Raw genomic sequence first — 22,137 nt, 5'->3', positions numbered from 1 at the left:
AGACACAAGCAACAACCCGAGCAATCAACGCGCCGCCGCTTCATGGCGACGCGACCGCTACATAAAAACAACAGCGAGGTGAAAGCATGTCTGGCAATCGTGGTGTGGTATATCTCGGCGATGGCAAAGTCGAAATTCAGAAAATCGACTATCCGAAAATGCAGGACCCGCGCGGCAGGAAGATTAACCATGCTGTCATCCTGCGTGTGGTTTCCACCAATATCTGTGGTTCGGACCAGCACATGGTGCGCGGTCGTACCACCGCTCAAACCGGCCTGGTACTGGGTCACGAAATCACCGGTGAAGTGATCGAGAAGGGCAGCGACGTCGAGAACCTTCAGATCGGCGACCTGGTTTCCGTACCGTTCAACGTCGCTTGCGGGCGCTGCCGTTCCTGCAAAGAGATGCACACCGGTGTCTGCCTCAGCGTTAACCCGGCGCGTCCGGGCGGTGCTTACGGTTATGTCGACATGGGCGACTGGACCGGTGGCCAGGCTGAATACGCGATGGTGCCGTATGCCGACTTCAACCTGCTGAAACTCCCGGATCGCGATCGCGCGATGGAAAAAATCCGCGACCTGACCTGCCTCTCCGACATCCTGCCGACCGGTTACCACGGCGCAGTGACGGCCGGCGTTGGCCCGGGCAGCACCGTGTACATCGCAGGTGCCGGCCCGGTCGGTCTGGCCGCCGCCGCTTCCGCTCGCCTGTTGGGCGCGGCCGTGGTAATCATCGGTGACGTCAACACCGTCCGCCTGGCGCACGCCAAGGCTCAGGGTTTCGAAATCGCCGACCTGTCCCTGGACACCCCGCTGCACGAACAAATCGCTGCACTGCTGGGCGAGCCAGAAGTGGATTGCGCCGTCGACGCCGTGGGCTTCGAAGCGCGTGGTCACGGCCATGACGGCGTGAAACACGAGGCTCCGGCCACCGTGCTGAACTCGTTGATGGGCGTGGTACGGGTGGCCGGCAAAATCGGTATCCCAGGCCTGTACGTGACCGAAGATCCGGGTGCTGTGGACGCTGCTGCGAAGATGGGCAGCCTGAGCATCCGCTTCGGTCTGGGCTGGGCTAAATCCCACAGCTTCCACACGGGTCAGACGCCAGTGATGAAGTACAACCGCCAGCTGATGCAGGCGATCATGTGGGACCGTATCCACATTGCCGACATCGTTGGCGTGGAAGTCATCAGCCTCGATGATGCGCCGCGTGGTTATGGCGAGTTCGATGCGGGCGTGCCGAAGAAGTTTGTGATCGATCCGCACAAACTGTTCAGCGCAGCGTAAGGCTTCAGGCAACACAAAACGGCGACCCCAGGGTCGCCGTTTTTTTTGGCTAAGATTGTTGGTGAGTCTGAGGGCCACCCCTCACCCCAGCCCTCTCCCCAGCGGGGAGAGGGGGAAAGGGGGCCGATCTCTATGCTTTTCAAACCTGAGTTCGACTCAGGAATTTCAGGTCGATGTAGCTCTAAGAACAGCTCGGTCGGTCCCCTCTACCTCCGGGAGAGGGCTAGGGTGAGGGGGGGGTTACAATGCAGCCAACGCCCCTTGATACAACACCGGCCCCGTCGGTTGCCCCGTCGGCGAACCGCCCTTCGGTTCAAGACTGACCGCCAACGCAATCGGCTTGCCGATCAACGTCTTCTGCGCATCGCTCAGCTCTACGCGCCCCTTGCCGCCCGCTGGAATCACCCCAAGCGAAATCGGCTTGCCATCCGCCGGAATCGCCCACAACTCCAGACTGCGCCCTGGATCAACCGCTGCCAGCGTCAGCGGCTCGACTTTCAGATACTCCTCATGCGCTTCAACCTTCAGCGCAGGCTTCGCGTCCGCGGTCAGCAGCGTGGCGCTGTAACGCGCACTGTCGCGGTTATAAATCACACCCAATGTCACGGCGATCACCAGCGAGCAAACCGCCGCCGTCACTCGCAACCAGTTCCAGAACCGACGTTTTTCCGGCATGTGCAGCACTTGCGGCTCAATCCGCGCCGTAATGCCCTGCCACACCCGCTCCGGCACCGGCTGCTCGGGCAGTGCGTCGGTCAAACTGGTCAGGTTTTCCTGCCACTGAGCCAGTTCCGCGCGCAGTGCTGCGTCCTCCAACAACAACTGTTCGAAACGCCGACGAGCAGCAGAAGGCATCAAACCAATGGCGTAATCGGCGGCGAGGGCGCGGCGCAGGGACGGGGTTTGATAGTTCATGATTCAAGGCACCTGCGCAGTCGCTCCATACCGCGGCGGATCCAGGATTTCACCGAGCCCAGCGGCGCGGCCAGGTGTTCGGCGAGTTCAGAGCAGGACAACCCCTGAAAGTAGGCCACGGTGATCGATTGACGCTGCATGCCCTCGAGGCTTTCCAGGCAGCGGTTCAAGGCCTTGGCCTCACGGGCACTGCTGAGTTGTTCGTGGGCCGATGGGCTTTCATCCACCAGCGCCTGTTCTTCAAGGTCGCTCAACGGCTGGTCGCGGTGTTTGCGCAACTGATCGATGGCCTGATGACGGGTGATGTTGATCATCCAGGTCAGCGGTGCCGACAGATGCGCCTCGTAGCGCGAGGCGTTGTTCCAGATGCGCACGAAGCTTTCCTGCAGCACTTCTTCAGCCAGATCCGGCCGCCCCATGAAACGTAGCGCTACGCCATGCAGTCGTGGGCCGACGCTGCGGTAAAGCGTCTCGAAAGCACGGCGGTCGCCCAGTGAACACTGGGCCAGAAGCTGCCTGAGCTGATCGGCGTCGGCGATGGGAATGGCAGTTCTCCAGGTAATGAAGGTGGGCTGCGTGAGGTGACGTTTGCAGGCAGAGGTTAGTTCACGGTGCGTCGTTGTTCCATTCACGGGCGGCCACCTCGGAAACCGCCGACCCCGATGGGCGGGGTCGGCGGCACCCTTCAGCTTTTCGGCATCAGTACTTTGTCGATGACCTGTATCACGCCGTTGGACTGGTACACGTCATAGGTGGTGATGTCGGCGACGTCACCTTTTTCATCCTTGATGGTGATGTTGTGCGGGCCGTTCATCATCGCCCACAGCTTGCCGCCTGCGACGGTGGTCAGTTCGGCCTTGCCGCCACCGGCCTTGATCTTCTCGGCCAGGGTTGTCATGTCGAGTTTCCCGGCGACCACGTGGTAGGTGAGGACGTGAGTCAGGGTCGCCTTGTTGGCGGGTTTGAGCAGGGTATCGACAGTGCCCGCCGGCAGGGCGGCGAAGGCCGAGTTGACCGGGGCGAACACGGTGAACGGGCCTTTGCCCTTGAGGGTGTCCACCAGGCCTGCGGCTTTCACGGCGGCGACCAGGGTGGTGTGGTCGGCGGAGTTCACCGCGTTATCGATGATGTCTTTACTCGGCATCATGCTTTGGCCGCCGACGATGACCGAGTGGCTGGTGTCTGCCGCTTGCACAGTGTTCAGGGCGAATCCGCCGCCAAGGGCCAGGGTCAGCAGGCCGGCAATTAGCGGCGTTTTGATCGAAGTGCGTTTCATGGTGATGATCCTCGTGATGGGAATCGGCCAGGAATGTCTGTCCGTGCTTGATATACGCGGGCGGGACCAAACTGGATGCAGCGCCGGACAATTGTTTTTCTGCTGTTCGTCGGGGGCTCGCCAAGACTCGGAACAATCCTCCAGGATGCCAGTCCAACACACGATTTTCCGCCGTCCATTGCCGGGCGGTTTTCATGGCACATGAGGATGTCTGAATGAAGATTTCACGCGGTTTTGCTCTGGCTTCGCTGATGTGTCTGGCGGCCGGTCCGGTCTTTGCTCAGTACAGCCTGTTCGATGCGGCCAATGCCATCTCCGGCACGCAGGACGATGACGCCGCCGCGGCCGCGCCAACCGCGCAGACGGCCGATCTGCTGAGTGCGCTCAGCCAATTGAACGTGACGTCACAACAAGCCATTGGCGGTGCCGGGGCGATGCTCGGTCTGGCGAAGAATCAATTGAGTTCGACCGACTACTCGGAGTTGGCCAAGAGCGTGCCCGGAATCGACTTGCTGTCCGGTGGCGGTGGACTGGGTGTCCTCAGCGGCTTGCTTGGCTCGTCCGGTACAGCGGCAGGTCTGAACAACGTCCTGGGCAACGTGAAGAACGCCAACGACCTGAACAGTGCCTTCAGCGCATTGGGCATGGACACGAGTATGGTCGGCCTGTTTGCCCCCGTGCTTCTGCAATTTTTCGGTCAGCAGGGCGTTGGCAGTTCGCTGCTGACAAACCTGGGCGGGATCTGGGGCGCAGGCACCGGCACCTGATTCAGCGGCGCTCGGCGCGCAATGCGTCGATGCGCTGGTCCTTCTCGATCCAGAGCTGGTTGACCCAGTTCTGGATGGTTTCGCGAAACTGCGGATCATTTTCGTAATCGCCCTGCCACAGCGCCGGGTCGAGTTCGCGGGTCTTGATGTCGATGATGACCCTCGGCACGTTGCCGCTGAGTAAATCCCAGAACCCCGGAATCGACTGCTGCGGATACACCACCGTCACATCGAGAACGGCGTCGAGCTGTTCACCCATTGCCGCCAGAACAAACGCCACGCCACCCGCCTTGGGCCGGAGCAGGTGGGTGAAGGGTGATTGCTGCTGGGCACGTTTCGCGGCGGTAAAGCGTGTGCCTTCCAGGTAATTAACCACCGTCACCGGCTGACGTTTGTACAACTCGCACGCCGCTTGAGTGATCTCCAGGTCCTTGCCGGCCAGCTCAGGGTGCTTCGCCAGGAATGCCTTGGTGTAGCGTTTCATGAACGGGTAATCCAGCGCCCACCACGCCAGCCCCAGGAACGGCACCCAGATCAGCTCTTTCTTGAGGAAGAACTTGAAGAACGGTGTGCGCCGGTTCAGCGTTTGAATCAGTGCCGGGATATCCACCCAGGATTGATGGTTGCTGATCACCAGATACGACGTGTCGACCCGCAGGTCATTGCCGCCACGGATGTCCCATTGCGTGGGGATGCATAGGCGGAAAATCAGCTTGTCGATTTCGGCCCAGGTCTCGGCGATCCCCATCACTGTCCATGAGGCGTAATCACGCAAGCGCCCGGGCAGGACCAGTTTGAGCAAGGCGAACACCATCAGCGGCCCGAACAGGACCAGGGTGTTGAGCAACAGCAGCAGGGTAACGAAACAGCCGGTGAGCAGGCGGCGCATAAATAACTCTTGAACGCATTTGGGCGCGCAATGATAAGCAGCTTCGGACGGCAGGCCAAATCGGCTACGACGAATGTTTCACCTTTAAACCGCTAACCTCTCTACACCGATCGTTCCCACGCAGAGCGTGGGAACGATCATGCGTACAACGGTCTAAAATTCCGCTGCCCACTCCTCAAGGAATCCCATTACGTGAAATCCCTCCTTGCACTGCTTTCCCTCGTGGCCCTGCCGGTCCTGGCTGCTGAGCCGACCCTGTACGGGCGCTACGAATACATCGCGCTGCCGGAAATCGGTGGCGAAGTGCTCAAGGCCAAGATGGACACCGGCGCCCTGACCGCGTCGCTGTCGGCCAAAGACATCGAAACCTTCACTCGCGATGGCGACGAGTGGGTGCGCTTCCGCCTCGCCACCAAAGGCGCGAGCAACAAGGTCTACGAACACAAGGTCTCGCGGATCAGCAAGATCAAGACCCGCTCCGAAGAAGACGACGACAGCGAAGCGGTCGCACCCACCAAGCGTCCGGTGGTCGATCTGGAACTGTGCCTGGGCAACGTCAAACGCACCGTCGAGGTCAATCTCACCGACCGCAGCAGCTTCAACTACCCTTTGTTGATCGGTGCCAAAGCCTTGCGTGAGTTCGGCGCGGCGGTGAACCCGGCACGGCGCTTTACCGCGGACAAACCCGACTGCTGATTTCAAGTGGTCTCATTGACGTGACGTGAGCCTTGGGGCACCGTTCGCCCACTTAACTCCCGGGCTCGGACGCCATGCCTCATATCCTGATTGTCGAAGACGAAGCGGCGATTGCCGACACCCTGATTTTCGCCTTGCAGGGCGAGGGCTTCACCACCACCTGGCTGAACCTTGGCGCCGCTGCGCTTGAGCATCAGCGCCAGACGCCGGCCGACCTGATCATTCTCGACATTGGTCTGCCGGACATCAGCGGCTTCGAGACCTGCAAGCAATTGCGCCGTTTCAGCGAAGTGCCGGTGATCTTCCTCAGCGCCCGGGATGCTGAAATCGATCGCGTCGTGGGCCTGGAAATCGGTGCCGACGATTACGTGGTCAAGCCGTTCAGCCCACGGGAAGTGGCGGCGCGGGTCCGGGCAATTCTCAAACGCATGGCGCCGCGAGCGACCGCCGAGGTGTCATCGGCGCTGTTTCGCATTGACAGCGAACGGGTGCAGATTAGCTATCGCGGTCAGCTGCTAACCCTGACCCGCCATGAATTCCGTCTGCTGCAATGCCTGCTGGACCAACCCGAACGCGTCTTCAGCCGCGAACAGTTGCTCGATGCGCTGGGCGTCGCTGCCGATGCCGGGTACGAGCGCAGCATCGACAGCCACATCAAAAGCGTGCGCGCCAAACTACGCCAGGTGAAAGCCGACGCGGAACCGATCCAGACCCATCGCGGCCTCGGTTACAGCTACAGCCCGGGGCGTAGCTGATGCCGCTGGGGATCCGGATATTCCTGGTCTACGTGCTGTTCATCGGCCTGACCGGTTACTTCGTGCTGAACACCGTGATGGAAGAAATCCGTCCCGGCGTGCGCCAGTCCACCGAAGAAACACTGGTCGACACCGCCAATCTCATGGCCGAAATCCTGCGCGACGACTTCAAGGCCGGCACCCTGAATCAGAACCGCTGGCCCGAGCTGCTCAAGGCTTATGGCGAACGGCAACCGAAGGCGAGCATCTGGGGATTGCCGAAGAACCAGGTCAATCACCGGATCTACGTCACCGATGCCAAGGGCGTTGTGGTGCTGGACTCCAGCGGTGTGGCAGTGGGGCAGGATTACTCGCGCTGGAACGATGTTTTACTGACCTTGCGAGGCGAATACGGCGCTCGTTCCAGCCGCAGCAATCCGGACGATCCGAACTCCTCAGTGATGCACGTCGGCGCTCCGATTCGCGACAACGGCCAGATCATCGGCGTGGTGACCGTGGCCAAACCCAACAGCTCGTTGCAGCCATACGTTGATCGCACCGAACGGCGATTGCTTGCCTGGGGGGCCGGGTTGATCGGCCTCGGTCTGCTGTTTGGCGCGTTGTTGTCCTGGTGGTTGAGCGCGGCGCTGCGGCGATTGACGGCTTATGCACAGGCCGTGAGTGAAGGCCGGCGGGTCGAGGTCCCGCATTACCGTGGCGGCGAGCTGGAACAACTGGCGACGGCGGTGGAGCAGATGCGCACGCAGCTCGAAGGCAAAGCCTACGTCGAGCGTTACGTGCACACATTGACCCACGAACTGAAAAGCCCGTTGGCGGCGATTCGCGGCGCGGCGGAGTTGCTGCAAGGCGAGATGCCGCTGGCCCAGCAACAGCGTTTTGTCAGTAACATCGACAGCGAAAGCGCGCGGATGCAGCAGTTGATCGAACGCCTGTTGAATCTGGCCCTGGTCGAGCAACGCCAAGGGCTGGAGGAACGGGTGGCGGTGCCGCTGGCGAAGTTGGTAGATGAATTGCTGAGCGCTCAGGCGGCTCGCATCGAAGGCAAGCAGTTGCGCGTGGAACAAACCATTGCAGCGGATCTGGTGCTGACCGGTGAACCGTTCCTGTTGCGTCAGGCGCTGGGCAATCTGCTGGAGAACGCTTTGGATTTCACCCCGGCTCAGGGCTTGCTGCGATTCAGTGCCGAACGCGTTGGGGAGCAGATCGAGTTCAGGCTGTTCAATCAGGCTGAGGCGATTCCTGGCTATGCGTTGCCTAGGTTGAGTGAACGGTTTTACTCATTGCCCCGTCCGGACAGCGGGCGCAAGAGTACGGGGTTGGGGCTGAATTTTGTTGAAGAGGTGGTGAAGTTGCATGGTGGGTCATTGAACATCGGCAATGTTGACGGCGGTGTTGAAGTCAAATTGTGTATGCCTGCTTAGAACCACCCCTCACCCTAACCCTCTCCCCAAGGGGTAGAGGGGACTGACCGAGGTGTTTTTTAGATAGTTTGCGACCGGGGAAGTTTGAGTCGAACTCAGGATTTGAAAACCATGGAGATCAGCTCCCTTTCCCCCTCTCCCCTGTGGGGAGAGGGCTGGGGTGAGGGGTGGTTCTTGAACTTCTCACACACTCTCCACATTCCCCCCACAAAACCCCCACACACCCATCCCAGACTCTCCCCATCCAAACAGGGAGAGTCCCATGAACCGCAGCCTGACCATAAAACTCGGGGCAATTGCCCTTCTGATTCTGTTGTTGCTGATCCCGCTCCTGATGATTAACGGCGTGATTCAGGAGCGTCAGCAACTGCGCGACGGTGTCCTCGAAGACATCGCCCGCAGTTCCAGTTACAGCCAGCAACTGAGCGGGCCGCTGATGGTGGTGCCGTACCGCAAAGTGGTGCGCACCTGGAAGCTCAACGAGAAAACCAACGCGCGTTACCAGGAAGTGGGTGAAGAACGCGGCCGTTTGTATTTCCTCCCGGAGCACTTTGAACTCGACGGCCAGGTTCAGACCGAACTACGTTCCCGGGGCATTTATGAGGCGCGTCTGTTTCATGCGGACAACCGCATCAGCGGGCATTTCTCGCTCCCGGCTCAATTGGGTATCAAGGACGACTTCGCCGATTACCAGTTCGACCAGCCGTTTCTGGCGGTCGGGATCAGCGACATTCGCGGCATCGAAAATGCTCTGAAACTCGAGCTCAATGGCCAGAAACTCGACTTCGTCCCCGGTAGCCAGGTGGGCTGGTTGGGGGAGGGTGTGCATGTGACGTTGCCGGCGCTCGACGCCAAGCAAGCCACAGAACTGGCTTTCGGTTTTGACCTGCGTCTGCAAGGCACTGGCCAGTTGCAGATTCTTCCGGTGGGTAAAACCAGCAAAGTATCGCTGGCCGCCAACTGGCCGCATCCGAGTTTCATCGGCAACTACCTGCCGGCCCAGCGTGAAGTCAGCGATCAGGGTTTCACCGCCAATTGGCAGACCTCGTTTTTCTCCACCAATTTGCAAGAAGCCTTGAGCAGCTGCGTGTCCGGCGGCGGTTGCGAAGCCTACACCGGCCGCAGTTTTGGAGTGAGCTTCATCGATCCGGTGGATCAGTACCTGAAGAGCGATCGGGCGATCAAATATGCGTTGCTGTTTATCGTCCTGACCTTCGCCGGTTTCTTCCTCTTCGAAGTGCTGAAAAGCCTGGCGGTACACCCGGTGCAATACGCGCTGGTCGGCGTGGCCCTGGCGTTTTTCTACCTGCTGTTGTTGTCGCTGTCCGAGCACATCGGTTTTGCCCTGGCGTACCTGCTATCGGCGAGCGGCTGTGTGTTGTTGATCGGTTTTTATGTCTGCCATGTGCTGCGCAGCGTGCGCCACGGCTTGAGTTTTTCGGCGGGATTGGCGGCGTTGTATGGCTTGCTCTATGGCTTGTTGAGTGCCGAGGATTACGCGTTGTTGATGGGGTCGCTGCTGTTGTTCGGATTGCTGGGCGTGTTTATGGTGCTGACCCGCAAGCTGGACTGGTATGGGATCGGGCAGAAGTCGGCCAAGCCGCTGGCGTTTGAAATCGGGGCTGTGGAATGAGCCGGTCGTTGGGGTTGCGTGAGGATCAGCGGGAGGGCGAATTACTGGCGACGCTGATAGTCGAGTTGTTTCCGTTAGATCCGCTGTGGTGCCATCGCGAGCAAGCTTGCTCCCACAAGGGATCTCCAGTGAACACAAAATTTGTGCCCACAACCGATCAACTGTGGGAGCGAGCTTGCTCGCGATGAGGCCCGTAGAGTCAGCGAAAATCTAAACCTTCGGCATAGTCGCCAGCATCGAAGGCCGCTGACTCACCTCAAAATACCAGTCCGCCAGCTTCGGATTCGTCGTGCGCCATTCCAGATCCGGATGGCGCAAATCCAGATAACCCAACGCACACGCGACACTGATCGCCGCCACATCGAAATGACTGCTCAGCTCGGCAATCGCGTCCGCTTCCAGCAATGCCAGGCCGCGACGAATCTTCTCGCGCTGGCCATCAAGCCACTCGTCCCAGTGTTTTTCCGGGGCACGCAGGGCGACTTCATAACGAATCAGTACGGCAGCGTCCATGATCCCGTCGGCCAGGGAGGCCAGGGTCAGGCGCCGCCAACGGGCTGAGCCGTCGCGCGGTATCAGCGGGTTGCCGACGTGCTGGTGGTCGAGGTAATCGAGGATCACCCGGCTGTCATGGATGACGTTGCCATCGGCCAGGCGCAAGGCCGGAATTTTACCCAGCGGGTTGTCTTCGTTGAGTATCAGGTCCGGGCTGACGGGTGTGAGCACGCAGTCTTGCAGCGCCACGCGGTCCTGTTGACCGGTTTCGTGCAGGAGCACCATGACTTTGCGAACGAAGGGCGACAACGGGTTGTGGAACAAGGTCATGCTGGGGGCGGACATGGCAGCGTCTCGGAGTGGGCAGTGCTGGGCAGCATAGCGCGTGGATCACGCAACTTGTAGGAGCGAAGCTTGCTCGCGAAGGCGGTGTATCAGTCAACATTGATGCTGGCTGACACACCGCCTTCGCGAGCAAGCCCGCTCCCACAGGTTGTTAGCGGCGTTGCAGCAGACCGCGCAAGGCGAGGATTGCGGGAATGCCCAGGCCCAACCAGCTCAGCGCGTCCCACACGCCATCCCCCAGCAACGCGGAAAACAACCCCGCCGCGCTGAGCAGGGCGATGACTGTAGGGGTGGAGAACACCTTCCAGAAATTCGACTGCCTTGGCCTCATGCGGGGCTCTCCGCATTCTCGAACACAGGTTTGGCAGCCTTGCGCCGCACCACCCACAGGTAAACCCCGCTACCGAGGACGATGATGGTCAGACCATCCAGCGTCGCCCAGAGGATCTTCATTGGCAAGCCGCCGTAATCGCCGAAGTGCAACGGTTGTGACATGCCCATGGCGTCCATGTACCACGGGCGTTCGGCCACGGCGGTGACTTGCAGGGTGCTGGCGTCGATCAGCACCGGTGTCAGCAGGTGCGAGGTCAGGTGAGTGCTGCCTTTCATGAACACCGCGTAATGGTGTTCGCTGGAAAATCGTGTGCCGGGGAAGGCGATGAAGTCCGGCTGCATGCCCGGTGCGACTTCCTTGGCGATGTCGAGCAAGCGGGTCGCGGGCGCCCGTTGTGTCAGTGGCGGCGCATCGCGATACGGCGCGACCATCGCGCTCAGGCTGTCGTTGCGCCACGCAGCGATCAACAGGTCGGCGCAGGCGCTGATGACACCGGTGACGCCGACCACCAAGGCCCAGGTCAACGTCACCACACCGATCAGGTTATGCAGATCGAGCCAGCGCAGACGGGTGGATTTGTCCTGGCGCACAGTGGCGAATTTCAAGCGCCGCATGAACGGCAGGTACAGCACCGTCCCGGAGACAATCGCCACCACGAACAGAATGCCCATGAACGCCAGCAGCAACTTGCCCGGCAGACCGGCGAACATGTCCACGTGCAGGCGCAACATGATCATCATGAAGCCGCCATTGGCCGACGGCATTTCCAGCGCTTCACCGGTGCGGGCGTCGAGCATGAAGGTGTGAGACGAATTCGGTTCAGTGCCGGCGGTGGCCGCCATGATCGTAATCGCGGCGTTGGGCTCTTCTTCGTCAAAGCCGAAATACTGCATGACTTCGCCAGGCCGATGCTTTTCAGCCGCCTGCACCAACTGTTGCAAATTCAGCAGCGGGGTGTCTGCCGGCATGGCCTTCAATTCAGCGGCATCGCCCAGCAAGTGGTCGATTTCGTGATGAAAAATCAACGGCAGGCCGGTCAGCGCGAGCATCAGCAGGAACACGGTGCAGATCAGGCTGGTCCAGGTGTGGACGAAGGACCAGCGGCGAATTGTTTTGCTTTTCATTTCATAGCCTTCAGAAATACCAAAGCCGTCCATGTCGGACGGCTCGGGATTTGGGCGTGTCAGGTCAGGCCATTACCACTTGTAAGTGGCACTGGCGACGACGCTGCGTTGGTCGCCGTAGTAGCAGTAGAAGCTGTCGCACGTGGAGATGTAGTCCTTGTCGAACAGGTTGGTGGCGTTCAGTGCCAGGGAGGCACCTTTGAGGCTGTTGTCCAGACGGCCCAAGTCGAAATGAACCGCAGCGTCGAACACGGTGTAGGCGTCAGCCTTGCCGAGCGAGGTATTGCCCTGATCACCGTAGGTGTTGCCGGTATAGCGAGCGCCGGCGCCGATGCCGAAACCGTCCAGCACGCCGTTGTGCCAGGTGTAATCGGCCCACAGCGAAGCCTGCTGGTTGGGCATCAGTTGCAGGCGATTGCCTTTGAAATCGCCTTTCTGCACTTCGGATTTGGCCAGGGTGTAAGCGGCGATGACCTTGAGGTTCTCGTTCACGTCGGAGACGGCTTCCAGCTCCAGGCCTTTGACTTTCACTTCACCGGTCTGGCTGGTGATCGAAACGTTCTCCGAGTTGGTCGTGGTGACGGAGACGTTTTTCTGGGTCAGGTCGTAGACCGCAGCGGTCAGCAGGGTGCTGCTGCCGGGCGGTTGGTACTTGATGCCCAGTTCCCACTGCTTGCCTTCAGTCGGCTTGAACGAATCGGTCGGCGATGCCGTGGCGTTGCTGGTCGGCTGGAACGACTCGGCGTAAGACAGGTAGGGCACGAAGCCCGAGTCGAACACGTAGCTGATCGCCGCATTACCGCTGAAGTTCTTGTCGCGCTCGGTGTTGGTGGCGTCGCCCTTGTTGAAGAACCTGGTGCCGGTGTGGACCCAGTCTTCACGACCACCCAGCGTCAGACGCCATTGATCGAGGGCCATCTGGTCCTGGACGTACAGGCCGGTCTGGTAAGTTTTCTGGTCGTAGTCATAAAACGCCGCCGAACGTGGCGGACGAACGATGGGCTGGCCATAGATCGGGTTGATGACGTTGGTGGTCAGACCGTCGCCGAAGATCGAGGTGTAGTTGGTGTTGGTGCGCTGGTGATCGAGGCCGATCAACAAGGTGTGACGGATGTCGCCGGTCGCGAAGTCGCCCTGGAAATTGTTGTCCACGGCGAACTGGCTGATGTCCTCGTCGACACTGGTGCTCGAGCGCCCAACGTTGCCTTCGGCATCGACCTGGGTGAACGGATAGGCGCCGGGGGTGAGGGCCTGGAAGGACAGGTCCGATTTGGTGTAGCGCAGGTTCTGCTTGAACTGCCAGACATCGTTCAAGCGATGTTCAAAGGCGTAGCCCAGTGCGTAGTAGGTGCGGTCGTAGAATTCCCAGTCCGGGTCGCCCAGGTTTTTGTGATGGGAAATCTTGCCGAGCGGCGAATGGATCTTGGTGCCTTGTACCGGCAGGAACTGGCTGGTGATGCCAGTATCGTCACGGGTGAACTGGGTGAGCAGGGTGAATCTGGTGTCTTCGTCGATGTTCCAGGTCAGGCTCGGCGCGATGTTATAGCGCTTGTTGTCGACGTGGTCGATCTGCGTACCGCTGTCGCGAACTACACCGCTCAAACCGTAGAGGAACTGGCCTTCTTCATCGATCTTGCCGGTGCTGGCGAAGTTGATCTGACGATGATTGTCGCTGCCGTATTGCACCTGGATTTCGCTGCTCGACTCGGCGCTGGGGCGACGGCTGACCATGTCCAGCAAGCCGCCTGGCGGGGTCTGACCGTAAACCGATGAAGCCGGGCCGCGCAGCAGGGCGAGGCGGTCGAGGTTCCAGGTTTCCTGTTTCGGGTTGGCGTACACGCCTTTTGGCAGTGGCAGGCCATCGAGGAATTGCGTCGGTTCGAAACCCCGCACGCGCAACCAGTCGGCACGGGTGTCGCTGCCGTAGCTGCTGGCGGTGATGCCGGGCATGTAGCGCACCGCGTCATCGAGGCTGTGCACATTGCGATCGTCCATTTGCTCGCGAGTAGCGATCGAAATCGAGCGCGGTGCTTCGACCAGCGCGGTATCGGTCTTGGTGCCGGCGGCGGTGCGGGTCGCCAGGTAACCTTGCACCGGTCCCCACGCACTTTCGGTGTTTTCCACACCAATGACGGCGGTTTCTGGCAGAGCCATCACACCTTCGGGCACGGCCACCAGGCTATAAGTGCCAGCGCTGCTTTGTTCCAGTTGCAGACCGGTGCCGCGCAAGGCTTCGCGCAGCGCGCCGGCAGCGTCGAACTGGCCTTTGACCGGCGCCGAGGTCTTGCCTGCCGCCAGTGAAGGATTCAACGACAGCGCCAGGCCAGCCTGGCTGGCGATCTGGTTCAGGGTGCTGGCCAATGGCGCGGCCGGCAGGTTGTAGGCGCGAACGCTGGATGCCTGTTCAGCGGCGATCAGCTGACTGCTGGCCAGAGGGGCGCAAAGGGCAATGGCAATCGCCAGCAAACCGGGGCGCAACAAGGTGTCTAGCGAACGGGACATACAGCGGCTCCTGAATGGAAATATTTCTCAATTGCCTAGGTGCCGGACGAGAATTCAAAAGTGATAGGCCTGATTGAAAATAATTTCGATTCAGCCATTCGCGTTGTGGCGAGGGAGCTTGCTCCCTCGCTACAGGGTTTTGTATATGCCTCAGGGTTTGGCTTCAGCCTTTGCCACGGTCACCCACCACGGCGTGCGCTGTTCGATCTGCACCGGCAGGGTCGGCAGCAGGGCGCTCAGGGCCAGATCGGTGTCGTGCAGCGGGAAGCTGCCGGTGATTCGCAGGTCAGCGATTTCCGGCGCAACGCCAAGATGCCCGCGGCGATAGCGACCGAGTTCATGAACCAGGTCCTCCAGCCGCGCGTTGTCCACCACCAGCATGCCGCGCGTCCAGGCATCGGCACCGAGGCTGAGCGCGAGGATCGGCCCGAGGCCATTGCTGCGCATCATGACTTGCTGGCCTTCACGCAGAATCTGTTCTTCAGGGCTCGACTCGGGATGGGCGGCTACCGCCGATTTCAGCACGCTCAGGCGCGTACCTTCTTCTTCGCGCTTGACCAGGAACCTTGTCCCCAGCGCACGCATGCTGCCTTCGCGGGTTTCGACGATAAACGGCCGGGCGTCGCCATGACCGGTTTCGACGAGGATTTCCCCTTCCTGGAGGATGATCAGCCGTTGTTTTTCATCAAAACGCACATCCACGGCACTGTGGGTGTTGAGGTTGATCAGCGTGCCGTCGGTCAGGCGCAGGGTGCGTTGCTCACCGGTGGCGGTGCGCTGGTCGGCCAGCCAATAGTCGATCGGCAGATAACGATCACCGGCGAACAGCGCCAACCCGATCACCGCGACGATGCTGGCCACGCCGCTGCCGAGTTTGCGCACACGCCGGCGAATGCTTTCGCGCGATTGCAGTAAAGCAGTACGAGCCGGGCCGCTGGCAACGCTGAAGCGCTGGTCGAGCATGCCCAATTGGCGCCAGGCCCGCGCATGTTCTTCGTGGGCAGCGTGCCATTTGGCGAACTCTTCGCGCTCCACCGGGTTGCCGGAGTCCAGGGACAATTGCCAGGCAATCGCGGCATCCAGCACCTGCGCCGAGACGGGTTTGGAACTGACCGGACTCATACCGGCTCACCGTACAACGCGATGTAGCACTGACGAATGCCTTGGGCCAGATACTGACGCACCCTCGGTACTGACACGCCCAGGCGCTCGGCGATTTCGGCGTGGCCGAGGCCGTCGAGACGGTTATAGAGAAACGCTGCCCGGGCCTTGCTTGAGAGCTTGCCGAGCAGGCGGTCGATGGCTTTTAGGTCTTCGAGGATCAGCTGCTGTTCCTCCACCGACGGTTGTTCACCTGCGGGGATCAGCATCAGTTCGGTGAGGTAGGCCTGTTCCAGCGCGGCGCGGCGGAAATAGTCGAACAGCAGACCCTTGGCAATCGCCACCAGAAACGCGCGCGGTTCACGCGGCTCCTTCAGTTCTTCACGACCCAGCAAACGCACGAACGTGTCCTGGCTCAGGTCTTCGGCTCGTTGCGGACAGGCCACATTGCGCCGCAGCCAGGCCAATAGCCAACCGCGATGGTCGCGATACAACGCACCAACGAGCTCACTTTGAGGGCTTTGGACTGACGACACGTAGCATCACCGATTGGGAAGTATTAACTAACGAGAATTGTTCGCGATTGTGTCAGAGGCGGGGGAGGTAAGCAATTGGCGCTGGTCGGGTCAAAATCGATCCCCCTCACCCTAACCCTCTCCCCGAGGGGCGGTCCGACGTTTCGGGAGGGCTGGGGTGAGGGGTGGCTCTTGAATTTTCCACTATTTCAAAACGAAGGCGCTCGCTGCCTGCGCTTCCACTGACTCAACCGCTGCTGCAAATTCAACGGGCTATGAATCTGCATCTGTCGCGCCCGGCTGAACAGAATCAACGCCAGTTCAGCGGTGGCCAACGCATCGGCACTGGCATTGTGGCGCTCGAACACTTCCAGTTTGAACCAGTCGATCCACTGATCCAGCCCGGCGTCGCGAATGTGCGCCTGAGGGCAAAGCAACGGCGCGATATCAGCCACATCCAGAAATGGATGCTGCAACTTGTAGCCCAGATGGTCTTTCAGCGCGCGCCCGAGCATGTGCTGATCGAACGGCGAGTGAAATGCCAGCACCGGGCTGTCGCCGACGAACTCCATGAATTCGACCAGGGCCTGAGCCGGATCACTGCCCGCGGCAATCGCACTCGGCCCCAGGCCATGGATCAACACACTGGGAGCCAACTTCATATCGGCGCATTGCAACGTGCGTTCGAACTGCTGGCTGAAGTCGATGGCCCCGTCCTCGATCACCACCGCGCCGATGGACAACACCCGATCCTTGTTCAGGTTCAGCCCGGTGGTTTCCAGGTCGAGCACCACCCAGCGTTGTTCGCGCAGGCTGCATTCGCCGAGCTCTGCTGCCGGGGGCAAGCGTTGCAGACGTTGTTGGAGTTCGCCGGATAGGCTCGGACCTGCCGGGCGCAGCCATGAAAACAGGCTCATAGCTGATACCGCAGGGCCAGGCTGCTTTGCAGGCGTTGTGCCTGGCGCAGGGATTCACGCAGGATCCGTCGATCCAGATGATTGAGGCTGTCCGGATCGACGCGGTTGGAGTAGGGCAAGTTCTCCCGGGTCTGTAGCTGATGTTGCTGCATGCGGGCTTGCTGGATGAAGTGATAGGCCTCTTCGTACGCCGCACCGTCCAGCCGTTCGATGACTTCTTTCTCCACCAGCTGGCGAAAGCGCTCCAGCGTGTTGTTCGCCTCGATCCCATGGGCCAATGCGAGTAGTCGGGCACCGTCGACAAACGGTGTCAGCCCCTGGACTTTCAAGTCCAGAGTGGCTTTCTCGCCATTCTTGCGAGCCAGTACGAACTCACGGAAACGTCCCACGGGCGGACGGTTGCGCAAGGCGTTCTCGGCCATCATCCGCTGGAACAGTCGGTTGTCATTCACCTGATCGAGAATGCCCTGACGCAGCTGCTCGCAGCCTTGCTCGTCGCCCCAGACCACGCGCAAGTCGAAATAGATGCTCGAACCCAACAGGTTCTCCGGCGTTGCCTCGCGGATAAACGCCGCAAAACGTCGCGACCATTCGGCCCGGGACAGACACAGCTCCGGATTGCCGGCCATGATGTTGCCCTTGCACAGGGTGAAACCGCAGAGCGCCAGGCTCTGGTTGATCTGCTGGGCGATGGGCAGCAATTTGCCGCGAATCTCGGCGGCGTGGGCCGCGTCCCGGGCTTCGAACAGAATGCCGTTGTCCTGATCGGTGTGCAGCGTCTGCTCGCGGCGGCCTTCGCTACCGAAGCACAGCCAGCTGAACGCAATGCCGGGGTCACCTTTCTCGGCAAGGGTCAGTTCGATCACCCGGCACACGGTGTGGTCGTTGAGCAGGGTGATGATGTGCGTGATCTGGGTTGAAGAGGCGCCGTGGGCCAGCATGCGCTCCACCAGTTGGCCGATTTCGCCGCGCATCGCCACCAGGTTTTCCACGCGTTGGGCGCTGCGGATAGTCCGCGCCAGATGAACCAGATCGACCCGTTGCAGGGAAAACAGATCACGTTCCGAGACCACGCCGCACAGGCGATGATCCTTGACCAGGCAGACGTGGGCGATATGCCGCTCGGTCATGGCAATCGCCGCATCGAAGGCGCTGTGGTCCGGCGACAGGTAAAACGGCGCCTGGGTCATGTGCCGTTCAATAGCTTCGTTGAAATCGTTAGTGCCGTCAGCCACTACATGGCGCAGGTCGCGCAGGGTGAAAATGCCCAGCGGCGCTTTATGTTCGTCGACCACCACAATGCTGCCGACCTGCTGCTCATGCATCAGGGTCACGGCTTCACGCAGCGGCGTGGCCGGGCTGCAGGTCACCGGGTGGCGCATGGCCAATTCACCCAGGCGAGTATTGAGCGAGTACTGGGTGCCGAGGGTTTCCACGGCTTTTTGCTGGACTTGCTGGTTGACCTGATCCAGCAGGCTGCTGACGCCGCGTAGGGCAAAGTCGCGAAACGCGTTGGAAAGCGCGAACAGTTTGATGAACGCCAGCTTGTTCAGCTGTAGGCAAAAGGTGTCTTCGGCGGCCAGGTGCTCGGTGCGGGTCGCACGCTCACCCAGCAGCGCGGCAAGGGGGAAACACTCGCCGGTGGTGATTTCGAAGGTGGTTTCGGTGCCGCCCTTGGCCGTATGGGGGCGCTCACCCACGACCCGGCCTTGTTTGACGATGTAGAAATGCTCAACCGGGCCGTCGGCGGGCTTGATGATGCTCTCGCCGGGTGCATAAAAACGCAGTTGACACTGCTCGACCAGGTACGCCAGGTGGGCGTGTTCCATTTGATTGAAGGGCGGGAAGCGCTGAAGGAATTGCAAAGTGCCCTGGATGTTCTGCAACACCGCGGTTTTCCCTGCCTGTGTGAAGGCGTCCGCTTTACTCATAACCATTACCGCAGTCTTTTTTGAATTGTTGTTGTCGGATGACTCAGCCATGGTCGGCCCCTGCGCGGAGGGTGCCCATTGGACGTAAGTCTAGGTAGGCAGTACGCATGTCGGTATTTGGGAAATGTCTGACGCAACTGTGAGAAAAACCTCCTACATTGGCTATAGGAAACTTTTCCGACGAAGTGCACATTGAAGGTCTGCTTAGCGATGTCTGACGGATGTGCTAGGGAATAGAAAATGAAAATGTAGAGTAAGCCATGTCCGACCACGATATTTTGAGTGACGCCGAGCGCAAGGCGCTGAGTGACGTCATGCTGGAACCTGACCTGCCGCCACAGCGGGTGCTGATCGTCGACGACGATAAAGACTCGCGTGAGTTGCTGTCGGAGATTATGGCGCTGGACGGGGTGCGCTGCATGACTGCCGCCAGTGGCGAAACGGCACTCAAGATGTTGGAGACGATGCCATCGATTGGCCTGGTGATTACCGATCTGCGGATGGGAACTGTCGATGGGCTGGATCTGATTCGGCAGGTTCGTGAGTCGGTTCGAGCGGCAATGCCCATCATCATCGTTTCCGGTGACGCCGACGTGAAAGATGCGATCGCTGCGATGCACTTGAGCGTGGTCGACTTCCTGCTCAAGCCTGTCGATACCGGCAAGCTGTTGACGCTGGTCAAGCATGAGTTGGGAATGGATGTGTAGGAATCGATTTGAAACAAAAAAGCCCTGATCTTTCGATCAGGGCTTTTTTTGTCCGGCGTCAGCGCTTAGTTACAGGCCATTGGCAGCCTTGAACTCGCGGCGGCGACGGTGCAGAACCGGCTCGGTGTAGCCGTTCGGCTGTTTGGTGCCTTCGACCACCAGTTCGACCGCCGCCTGGAAGGCGATGTTGCTGTCGAAGTGTGGTGCCAGCGGACGGTACAGCGCGTCATTGGCATTCTGACGGTCAACCACTGGCGCCATGCGCTTGAGGCTTTCCATCACTTGCTCTTCGGTGACGATGCCGTGACGCAGCCAGTTGGCGATGTGCTGGCTGGAAATCCGCAGCGTCGCACGGTCTTCCATCAGGCCGACGTCGTTGATGTCCGGCACTTTCGAGCAACCGACGCCTTGGTCGATCCAGCGCACCACATAACCGAGAATGCCCTGGGCGTTGTTGTCCAGTTCGTTCTTGATCTGTTCTGCAGTCCACTGCGGGTTCACCGCCAATGGAATGGTCAGGATGTCGTCCACCGAAGCGCGCGCACGTTTGGCCAGTTCGGCCTGACGGGCGTACACATCGACCTTGTGGTAGTGCAGCGCATGCAGCGCGGCAGCGGTCGGCGATGGAACCCATGCGGTGTTGGCGCCGGCCATCGGGTGAGCGATTTTCTGTTCGAGCATCGCTGCCATCAGGTCCGGCATGGCCCACATGCCTTTACCGATCTGCGCGCGACCTTGCAGGCCGGTGCTCAAACCAATATCGACGTTCCAGTTCTCGTAGGCGCCGATCCATTTCTCAGCCTTCATGTCCGCCTTGCGCACCATCGGGCCGGCTTCCATGGAGGTGTGGATTTCATCGCCAGTGCGGTCGAGGAAACCGGTGTTGATGAACACTACACGCTCGCTGGCAGCCTTGATGCAGGCCTTGAGGTTGACCGTGGTACGGCGCTCCTCGTCCATGATCCCGACTTTCAACGTGTTGCGCGGCAGACCGAGTACTTCTTCGATGCGACCGAACAGCTCGTTGGTGAACGCCGCTTCTTCCGGGCCATGCATCTTCGGTTTGACGATGTAGACCGAGCCGGTACGGCTGTTCTTGCGCGAGTTGTTGCCATTGAGGCTGTGGATTGCCGCGAGGCTGGTGACCAGACCGTCGAGGATGCCTTCCGGCACTTCGTTGCCATCCTTATCGAGGATCGCGTCGATGGTCATCAGGTGACCGACGTTGCGCACGAACAACAGCGAACGACCGTGCAGGCTCAATTCGCTGCCATCGAGAGCGGTGTAGGTGCGGTCGGCGTTCATGGTGCGGGTAAAGGTCTGACCGCCCTTGGAGACTTCTTCCGACAGATCACCCTTCATCAGGCCGAGCCAGTTGCGGTAGATCACCACTTTGTCATTGGCATCGACGGCGGCAACGGAGTCTTCGCAGTCCATGATGGTGGTCAGCGCGGCTTCCATCAGGATGTCTTTGAGGCCGGCAGCGTCGGTCTGGCCGACCGGGGTGCTGGCGTCGACCTGGATTTCGAAGTGCAGGCCGTTGTTTTTCAGCAGGATCGCGGTCGGTGCGGCTGTATCGCCGTGGAAACCGATCAGCTGTGCATCGTTGCGCAGGCCGGTGTTGCTGCCGCCTTTAAGGGCGACCACCAGTTTGCCATCAACGATCTTGTAGCCGGTGGAATCGACATGAGTGCCGGCAGCCAATGGCGCGGTTTCGTCGAGGAAGGCACGGGCGAAGGCGATAACCTTGTCGCCGCGAACCTTGTTGTAGCCTTTGCCTTTTTCCGCGCCGTCAGCTTCGCTGATGGCATCGGTGCCGTAGAGCGCGTCATACAGCGAACCCCAACGGGCGTTCGAGGCATTGAGCGCGAAACGGGCGTTCATCACCGGAACCACAAGTTGTGGACCGGCCATGCGGGCGATTTCGTCATCGACGTTTTGCGTCGTTGCCTGGAAATCGGCCGCTTCTGGCAGCAGATAACCGATGTCTTGCAAGAAGGCTTTATAAGCCACGGCATCGTGCGCCTGATCGGCACGGGATTGGTGCCAGCCATCGATACGAGCCTGGAAATCATCGCGTTTGGCGAGTAGGGCTTTGTTCTTCGGCGCCAGGTCATGAATGACCTTATCGGCACCGGCCCAGAACTTATCGGCGGTGAGGCCGGTACCGGGAATGGCTTCGTTGTTCACGAAGTCGAACAGGACTTTGGCGACCTGCAGGCCACCGACTTGAACGTGTTCAGTCATTGCTTGCCTCACTCTGCTCAGCTATTTCGCTTTTCAGCTCTTCAATTTAACAATGAAGCCTCTGGCATTTAAACCACAAACCTTTTGACCAGTACATGCCATTGCGGGCGGCTGGGTTATGACCAATCAACGGCGTTGAGGCCTTGCTGACGGGGCTTTCAGGGTTGTGGCTGCACCTGCGGCAGACATCGATCCAGCGTTATGTAGTGCGCGCTGCGGCATACTACATGATGAATTGCGCTTGTGAAAATTAGACTAATTACGTCGTTCTGCGACCCCAT

The 22,137-nt window shown here is 60.1% G+C and carries 20 protein-coding genes; 7 read left to right on the top strand and 13 right to left on the bottom strand.

Going from position 1 to position 22,137, the window contains the following annotated elements; all coding sequences use genetic code 11:
• Window positions 1-86 precede the first annotated feature (86 nt).
• Entirely contained in the window at window positions 87-1,286 is a 1,200-nt protein-coding gene (gene fdhA, locus QF010_RS10925; RefSeq protein ID WP_033053966.1) for a formaldehyde dehydrogenase, glutathione-independent, read from the top strand.
• 240 nt (window positions 1,287-1,526) lie between these two features.
• Here the strand turns inward: fdhA and QF010_RS10920 are convergent, their stop codons facing one another.
• The 3 genes from QF010_RS10920 to QF010_RS10910 are packed head-to-tail and all read right to left on the bottom strand — an operon-like array spanning window position 1,527 to window position 3,477.
• A complete protein-coding gene (locus QF010_RS10920) occupies window positions 1,527-2,201 on the bottom strand; it encodes an anti-sigma factor (protein ID WP_429511730.1) in 675 nt (224 codons plus the stop codon).
• The gene (locus QF010_RS10915) at window positions 2,198-2,833 is read right to left on the bottom strand and encodes a sigma-70 family RNA polymerase sigma factor (protein WP_429533116.1); all 636 of its coding nucleotides are present in this window, start codon (window positions 2,831-2,833) and stop codon (window positions 2,198-2,200) included. Before QF010_RS10915 ends, QF010_RS10920 begins: the two co-directional genes overlap by 4 nt.
• 53 nt (window positions 2,834-2,886) lie before the next feature.
• The gene (locus tag QF010_RS10910) at window positions 2,887-3,477 is read right to left on the bottom strand and encodes a fasciclin domain-containing protein (RefSeq protein WP_429533115.1); all 591 of its coding nucleotides are present in this window, start codon (window positions 3,475-3,477) and stop codon (window positions 2,887-2,889) included.
• Between the two features lie 215 nt (window positions 3,478-3,692).
• Between QF010_RS10910 and QF010_RS10905 the strand changes: the two genes are divergently transcribed.
• Entirely contained in the window at window positions 3,693-4,244 is a 552-nt protein-coding gene (locus tag QF010_RS10905) for a DUF2780 domain-containing protein (RefSeq protein ID WP_429511732.1), read from the top strand.
• A gap of 1 nt (window position 4,245) precedes the next feature.
• Here QF010_RS10905 and yihG read toward each other — a convergent pair whose 3' ends face one another.
• Window positions 4,246-5,133, bottom strand: coding sequence for a 1-acylglycerol-3-phosphate O-acyltransferase, YihG family (yihG, locus tag QF010_RS10900; RefSeq protein ID WP_033053972.1), 888 nt, complete (start codon window positions 5,131-5,133; stop codon window positions 4,246-4,248).
• 192 nt (window positions 5,134-5,325) lie between these two features.
• Here yihG and rloA2 point away from each other — a divergent pair, with 192 nt between their 5' ends.
• The 4 genes from rloA2 (at window position 5,326) to creD (ending at window position 9,638) form a co-directional block, all read left to right on the top strand.
• Complete coding sequence (gene rloA2, locus QF010_RS10895) at window positions 5,326-5,829, top strand: retropepsin-like aspartic peptidase RloA2 (protein ID WP_033053973.1); 504 nt, start codon at window positions 5,326-5,328, stop codon at window positions 5,827-5,829.
• A 74-nt stretch (window positions 5,830-5,903) separates the two neighbouring features.
• The gene (gene creB / locus QF010_RS10890; protein ID WP_429533114.1) at window positions 5,904-6,584 is read left to right on the top strand and encodes a two-component system response regulator CreB; all 681 of its coding nucleotides are present in this window, start codon (window positions 5,904-5,906) and stop codon (window positions 6,582-6,584) included.
• Window positions 6,584-8,005 carry a two-component system sensor histidine kinase CreC gene (creC, locus tag QF010_RS10885; protein WP_429533113.1) on the top strand — a complete coding sequence of 474 codons (1,422 nt, stop codon included), beginning with the start codon at window positions 6,584-6,586 and terminating at the stop codon, window positions 8,003-8,005. The genes creB and creC overlap by 1 nt, the downstream gene beginning before the upstream one ends.
• Window positions 8,006-8,267: 262 nt before the next feature.
• Complete coding sequence (gene creD, locus QF010_RS10880; RefSeq protein WP_429533112.1) at window positions 8,268-9,638, top strand: cell envelope integrity protein CreD; 1,371 nt, start codon at window positions 8,268-8,270, stop codon at window positions 9,636-9,638.
• A 210-nt stretch (window positions 9,639-9,848) separates the two neighbouring features.
• Here creD and QF010_RS10875 read toward each other — a convergent pair whose 3' ends face one another.
• From QF010_RS10875 to QF010_RS10840, 8 genes are all read right to left on the bottom strand, one after another.
• The gene (locus QF010_RS10875; RefSeq protein WP_429533111.1) at window positions 9,849-10,478 is read right to left on the bottom strand and encodes a glutathione S-transferase; all 630 of its coding nucleotides are present in this window, start codon (window positions 10,476-10,478) and stop codon (window positions 9,849-9,851) included.
• 151 nt (window positions 10,479-10,629) lie between these two features.
• Window positions 10,630-10,809 carry a hypothetical protein gene (locus QF010_RS10870; RefSeq protein ID WP_074871475.1) on the bottom strand — a complete coding sequence of 60 codons (180 nt, stop codon included), beginning with the start codon at window positions 10,807-10,809 and terminating at the stop codon, window positions 10,630-10,632.
• Window positions 10,806-11,936 (bottom strand): PepSY-associated TM helix domain-containing protein, encoded by a 1,131-nt coding sequence (locus tag QF010_RS10865; RefSeq protein ID WP_429533110.1) that lies wholly within the window; start codon window positions 11,934-11,936, stop codon window positions 10,806-10,808. Before QF010_RS10865 ends, QF010_RS10870 begins: the two co-directional genes overlap by 4 nt.
• Window positions 11,937-12,008: 72 nt before the next feature.
• Window positions 12,009-14,438: a TonB-dependent siderophore receptor gene (locus QF010_RS10860; RefSeq protein WP_429533109.1), complete on the bottom strand. Its 2,430-nt coding sequence runs from the start codon at window positions 14,436-14,438 to the stop codon at window positions 12,009-12,011.
• Between the two features lie 150 nt (window positions 14,439-14,588).
• Window positions 14,589-15,560: a FecR domain-containing protein gene (locus QF010_RS10855; protein ID WP_429533108.1), complete on the bottom strand. Its 972-nt coding sequence runs from the start codon at window positions 15,558-15,560 to the stop codon at window positions 14,589-14,591.
• The gene (locus QF010_RS10850) at window positions 15,557-16,075 is read right to left on the bottom strand and encodes an RNA polymerase sigma factor (protein ID WP_046052410.1); all 519 of its coding nucleotides are present in this window, start codon (window positions 16,073-16,075) and stop codon (window positions 15,557-15,559) included. The genes QF010_RS10855 and QF010_RS10850 overlap by 4 nt, the downstream gene beginning before the upstream one ends.
• Before the next feature lie 188 nt (window positions 16,076-16,263).
• On the bottom strand, window positions 16,264-16,971 hold the full coding sequence (locus QF010_RS10845; protein ID WP_033056255.1) for a 3'-5' exonuclease: 708 nt from the start codon (window positions 16,969-16,971) through the stop codon (window positions 16,264-16,266).
• Window positions 16,968-18,908: a putative nucleotidyltransferase substrate binding domain-containing protein gene (locus tag QF010_RS10840; protein WP_429511736.1), complete on the bottom strand. Its 1,941-nt coding sequence runs from the start codon at window positions 18,906-18,908 to the stop codon at window positions 16,968-16,970. The genes QF010_RS10845 and QF010_RS10840 overlap by 4 nt, the downstream gene beginning before the upstream one ends.
• A gap of 254 nt (window positions 18,909-19,162) precedes the next feature.
• On the opposite strand from QF010_RS10840, the gene QF010_RS10835 reads away from it, so the two are divergent.
• Entirely contained in the window at window positions 19,163-19,609 is a 447-nt protein-coding gene (locus QF010_RS10835) for a response regulator (RefSeq protein WP_033056254.1), read from the top strand.
• A 69-nt stretch (window positions 19,610-19,678) separates the two neighbouring features.
• On the opposite strand, the gene QF010_RS10830 is transcribed toward QF010_RS10835, so the two are convergent.
• Window positions 19,679-21,856, bottom strand: a complete 2,178-nt coding sequence (locus QF010_RS10830) for a malate synthase G (protein ID WP_429533107.1) — start codon at window positions 21,854-21,856, stop codon at window positions 19,679-19,681.
• Between the last annotated feature and the right edge of the window lie 281 nt (window positions 21,857-22,137).

Origin of the sequence: Pseudomonas silensiensis, assembly GCF_050434865.1 — a bacterium.
GTDB classification, from domain to species: domain Bacteria; phylum Pseudomonadota; class Gammaproteobacteria; order Pseudomonadales; family Pseudomonadaceae; genus Aquipseudomonas; species Aquipseudomonas fluorescens_W.
This window is presented reverse-complemented; position numbering and strand designations above follow the sequence as displayed.